At 30.9% G+C, this 3,849-nt stretch carries 6 protein-coding genes; 3 read left to right on the top strand and 3 right to left on the bottom strand.

The features are described 5' to 3' along the window. Positions 1-842 (top strand): hypothetical protein (locus AC2LE6_RS08640; RefSeq protein ID WP_484478856.1); only part of this gene is annotated, 842 nt, incomplete at its 5' end. Between the two features lie 27 nt (positions 843-869). On the opposite strand, the gene AC2LE6_RS08645 is transcribed toward AC2LE6_RS08640, so the two are convergent. Beyond that, entirely contained in the window at positions 870-1,145 is a 276-nt protein-coding gene (locus AC2LE6_RS08645) for a hypothetical protein (protein WP_484478857.1), read from the bottom strand. Between the two features lie 126 nt (positions 1,146-1,271). Continuing rightward, a complete protein-coding gene (locus AC2LE6_RS08650) occupies positions 1,272-1,406 on the bottom strand; it encodes a hypothetical protein (RefSeq protein WP_484478858.1) in 135 nt (44 codons plus the stop codon). 84 nt (positions 1,407-1,490) lie between these two features. Here AC2LE6_RS08650 and AC2LE6_RS08655 point away from each other — a divergent pair, with 84 nt between their 5' ends. Then, positions 1,491-2,414 (top strand): helix-turn-helix domain-containing protein, encoded by a 924-nt coding sequence (locus tag AC2LE6_RS08655; RefSeq protein WP_484478859.1) that lies wholly within the window; start codon positions 1,491-1,493, stop codon positions 2,412-2,414. Positions 2,415-2,491: 77 nt separating this feature from the next. On the opposite strand, the gene AC2LE6_RS08660 is transcribed toward AC2LE6_RS08655, so the two are convergent. Next, positions 2,492-2,752: an HPr family phosphocarrier protein gene (locus AC2LE6_RS08660; RefSeq protein WP_484478860.1), complete on the bottom strand. Its 261-nt coding sequence runs from the start codon at positions 2,750-2,752 to the stop codon at positions 2,492-2,494. Between the two features lie 107 nt (positions 2,753-2,859). On the opposite strand from AC2LE6_RS08660, the gene AC2LE6_RS08665 reads away from it, so the two are divergent. Further along, complete coding sequence (locus AC2LE6_RS08665; protein WP_484478861.1) at positions 2,860-3,684, top strand: undecaprenyl-diphosphate phosphatase; 825 nt, start codon at positions 2,860-2,862, stop codon at positions 3,682-3,684. Positions 3,685-3,849 lie beyond the last annotated feature (165 nt).

The raw sequence follows: 3,849 nt of genomic DNA on the forward strand, positions 1-3,849 counted from the left end.
TGGTAGATGGAATCATGTCAAAAAGAAATTATCAGCGATTCACCTCTGGTGAAACCTCGATACCAAACTCTAAACTTAGTAGGCTTGTTGACAAAATGCTACTCGATTTTATAGAGGTTAATCAGTTTATTATGCGTACAGAGGATCATCAAAAACTCAAGTTTCGCGAGATGTTCGAGTTGTTTAGACAAATGAGATATAAGGAATGTCTGATTAAATTGAGTGGTATTGATAAGGACTTATTGGTTTCTGATTCTAGTAAGCAGATTTACAATTATATTGATACAGTTGTAGCTTTTGCATTAGATGACTCTTTAACCAGTGTGACTATTGATAAATTATCAAAATTGTTAGATTACCCTAACATATTAAATTATAGTACAATTAATAGTATTGAATTGAATGGATTGATACATCTTAATGGATTACTCAGTAATAATCAAGATTCCTCAATAACAGATTACTTATTCGAGATGCTATCCTCAAAAAAAAGCAATATCATAGGTTGGGAAGCGTATAAAGCACCAATTGCTTATGCCTCACTTGCAAGAGGATACTATCGATTATCGAATTATGAACGTTGTGTGGAAGCTTGTAATCTTGGTATTGAGACTTCAAGATTATCAGGAATCGGCTTTGCAACTCTAAATTTGTATTCCTATAAGGCACTGGCTTTCAATAGAATGCTAATGAGTGACGATGCTATCGATGCTGCAATAAAGGTCTATCTTCTTTTGAATGTCGAAGATAATCCAGCAAGGAAAGAGACATATATAAGAATACTTAACGAAAACCTAAATATAGACATTGAAGAATTTGTGCAAATAAAAAAAGGAACGTAATCATTCCTTTTTTTATTAGGGCGTATATTAATTAAACTTTAGTGAGAATTCCTTAATTAACCTTTGGGTTTTATGATGTGAATCTAAATTTATAACCCACCTGTTTGTTTCTATATCAAACATGTTTTCTTCGTACCATTCATCAAGTTTTTCAATCATAATGCGAATTGTGTCAACCTGTTCACATTGCATTGCTTGTTTTAATTTGTCAAGGTAACTCAATACATACGGATCACAAGAGTACTGTCTTATTGTACCTAACATTCCGTCATATTCTATTTCTAATTCTTGAATTCTTGTCATACATAATCCTCCTTATGAATATATTTAAGCAAACTAAAAGCTGCAAGAAACTGCACAGCTCCTTATCTAAAATATGTTATTTAAAATCTTATGAATCCTTTAAAAAACATACAATATCTAGTATAATTAATCTTGTGTTATCTGCTTTGGTAAAAACGCATCTGGTAAGTCATCATTTGATGCTTCTATCATATTACCTGTAGCTTGGAAACTAACGAACATCATTACTACTGCTAAAATCAATAACAATACTTTTTTCATATCTATCAACTCCTTGTATGTATTTTATAATATAAGGGAAATTTTACAAAGGTCATATATGACCCTATTTGAGGAGGTTAATTTATGGATTCTAATTCAATGGAGTTTGCTCTGTTCATTGACGGTATAAGACTTGAACGTGGTATATCTCGTGAAGACTTGATATATGACATTGTATCACTGTCTCAATACAAGAGATATCTGAGAGGAATAACAGCTATACCTAATAATATTGTTATAGAACTTGCCGATAAACTTAGATATAGTATCAATGATTTCTACTCGCTTTTTACAAGTAAACATAACAGTGAACTTTCAACCTTAATGGATATATATGATTTAATTCAGAACCATAAATTTGAAGATGCATTAACATCCTGTCAGAAAATGAAGGATGAGTTGATTGTAACAACATATAACAAACTCTTTTATGATTACTGTTTCTTATTTTCTCAATATAAGCTTGGAAAGATATCTGATGTACACATACTAAGTATCTTTTCAGATTTAGTAAATTACCCTGAATGTATGGATAATGAATCATTTAATATGATTGAAATGAATATTCTTATGCAGATTGTTACTATTTCATCACATATGGATAACTATGGTCCAGCAGAATTGTTCTATGCAATACTAACAAACCCTTCAATTATAATAAACTATTCTGGTAAAGCATCTGTACTTCCAATAATTTTCTATTATACCGCGAGGGTCTTTAGACAACAGAATAAATTAGAGGAAACTTTAAAACTAAGCGATGATGGAATTCAAATTGCTTTAAGCTATGAAACATCTAATGCTTTACCTCATTTATTCCTTATCAATGCATTAGCAAACAAAGAACTAGGTAACATTTCAGATGCTTATCAAAGTATCAAGAAATGTTTTCTTCAACTGATTGTGTTAAATAAACCTGAACAGACAAAGATATTCAAATCTGCATATGAGAACAACTTTGAAGTGTCTTTATCTGAGTTACTTAGCAATATTCCTGATTTACTGTAATAAAAAAGCGCATATTTGCGCTTTTTTATTGGGCACTGAAAATAAAGCAACATTTTCTAACCCCCAAGTAATTCTTCTTATCGTAAATTATATGATTCTAATTGCTTTTGAAGTTGACGCAGTGCTTCGATATGGTCTTCACCTTCTGTACTTATAAGAATGGTTGTTCCTCTTTTTACACCTAAACTTAATACTCCCATGATTGATTTCATATCAACGGTAATGCCATTATATGTAAGTAATATCTCACACTTGAATTGATTTGCAGTTTTAACTAACTCACTTGCTGGTCTAGCATGTAATCCTTGTTCATTTGCAACAATAAATTCTTTTTCCATTAAAACACTACCTTTCATTATTTGTAAACTATCTTTCTTAATTATTTTAACACATTATTGTTATTTTTTGAATATTTGTAAGGTATAATAGATTAGAGGGTGATATTATGGACAAAATTATTTTATTATTGAAGTATATTTTACTAGGATTGGTACAAGGTTTTACAGAACCCCTACCGATTTCATCAAGTGGACATTTGGTTCTTTTTGAGGAGTTTTTAAACATAAGTCTCGCTGATCTAAATTTTGAGATTTTTGTTAACGCTGGAAGTTTAATTGCGATTGTATTTTTTTACAGAAAGTTCCTAATGCAATTAATTATTAAGACATTTAAATTCGTTTTCAAAAAAGAGACCGAATATAAAAAAGACTTTATATATGTACTTTTACTTATATTAGGTGTTATACCTGCTGGTATCGTTGGGTTCTTCTTTAAAAGTTATATCGAAACAACTTTAAAAAGTGTTGTTGTTGTTGGATTTACATTACTAATCACATCAATTGCTCTTAATCTTGTTGCAAAGAAAGTTGAATCAGAAGATGCAAAAGAGGATATCGATGTAAAAGACGCTACTACAATTGGATTATTTCAAATGGTTGCACTAATCCCTGGTATATCAAGATCAGGAGCTACAATGGTTGGTGGGCTTTCAAGAAACGTGAAATTTGAAGAGACAATGCGTTTTAGTTTTCTGTTGTATATTCCGATAAGTTTAGCCGCTTTAATTCTTGGAATCATTGAGTTTAATACTCGAACTGCATATGTACCTGGTTACATTGCCGGTTTTATTGTTAGTATGATTAGTACTTATGTTGCAATTAAGGTCTTGTTTAAAGTTGTAAAACAAGGTAACTTAAAGTATTTCAGTATTTACTGTATGGTAGTAGGGATACTAGTATTAGTTGCTAACTTTGTTGGAGGTGTTGTTTAATGAAAATTGTTGTTGCAAAAACACAGCGTGAAATACTTGATAATTCGTACGTAAGAGGTAAGGTGTTTATTGTAGAACAGAACATTGACTGGGAAATTGAATTTGATAATTTAGATCCAGAATGTGCATTGTTTACCGCATACATTGATGATGTAGCTTGTGGAG

The sequence above is a fragment of the Candidatus Izemoplasma sp. genome, assembly GCF_982632705.1.

Excerpts from the sequence above, each read along its gene's own strand:
- AC2LE6_RS08650 (WP_484478858.1), bottom strand. The coding sequence starts at position 1,406 with ATGAAAAAAGTATTGTTATTGATTTTAGCAGTAGTAATGATGTTCGTT.
- AC2LE6_RS08665 (WP_484478861.1), top strand. The coding sequence starts at position 2,860 with ATGGACAAAATTATTTTATTATTGAAGTATATTTTACTAGGATTGGTA.
- AC2LE6_RS08645 (WP_484478857.1), bottom strand. The coding sequence starts at position 1,145 with ATGACAAGAATTCAAGAATTAGAAATAGAATATGACGGAATGTTAGGT.
- AC2LE6_RS08655 (WP_484478859.1), top strand. The coding sequence starts at position 1,491 with ATGGATTCTAATTCAATGGAGTTTGCTCTGTTCATTGACGGTATAAGA.
- AC2LE6_RS08660 (WP_484478860.1), bottom strand. The coding sequence starts at position 2,752 with ATGGAAAAAGAATTTATTGTTGCAAATGAACAAGGATTACATGCTAGA.